The sequence below is a fragment of the Ferrovum sp. genome (genome assembly GCF_027317285.1).
GTDB lineage: Bacteria > Pseudomonadota > Gammaproteobacteria > Burkholderiales > Ferrovaceae > Ferrovum.
On record NZ_DAHVHV010000137.1, the window covers coordinates 1 to 823 of the forward strand.

Sequence of the window (823 nt, forward strand, 5' to 3'; positions counted from 1 at the left end):
CCAGCACCCCCATGAATACCCGGCAAATGTGGCATGATCTGTGTACGTCGCAATGCCAGTAAACGTTGGTAATATTCCAGCCAAGCCTGATGCCGGGATTGATTCAAGCAGTCCCAATCAAGTTTGCACCCTTCGAAGGTGGCCAAATCGTTGGGATCTGGAATACTCGCCAGCGCAGCGGGGTCGGTAAAGGCACGAAAACCGGAAAATTCGCGTCGTCGCCCCTCAGTGACCGTACTGGCCAATTCACCCTGGAAATCGCAGAAAAACTGAAAGGGCGTTGCCGCAGCGAATTCTTCGCCCATGAATAGCATCGGTGGGGATGGGGCCAGCAGTAATATAGCCAGCGCCACTTGCAGCGATTTTTCTGGGGCCAACCGGGCCATACGTTCGCCGTAAGCGCGATTGCCTATCTGGTCGTGGGTCTGGGTGAAGTTGATGAACGCACTGAGCGGCAAGTGTCGGCTTGGTTCGCCACGCAGTTGCCCGGCACGAAAAGCAGAAGGCTCGCCCTGAAAAGCAAAGCCTTCCGCCAGACAACGGGCCAGATGACGGGTTGGCTGATCGGCATAATCCGCATAGTAGCCATCCGATTCACCAGTCAGCAATAGATGCAAGGCGTGGTGGCAATCGTCATTCCACTGGGCGGCAAGGGTTCCTTGTTGTAAATAACTGGCAATATTGGCATCGTTTTCCAGTATCAGGTGCACTTGCCGGGTGCTTCCAGGTCCTGCCTGTACAGCCGCAGCCAGTTCAATCACGATATCCGGTCGGCTGTTATCGGCAATGGCGTGCACTGCATCGAGCCGCAACCCGTCGAAAT

General features: G+C 55.4%; 1 protein-coding gene. It reads right to left on the reverse strand.

The features are described 5' to 3' along the window. Positions 1–823, reverse strand: an 823-nt coding sequence (locus M6F29_RS11945) for an alpha-amylase family protein (RefSeq protein WP_298160210.1), incomplete at both ends; no start/stop codon positions are given.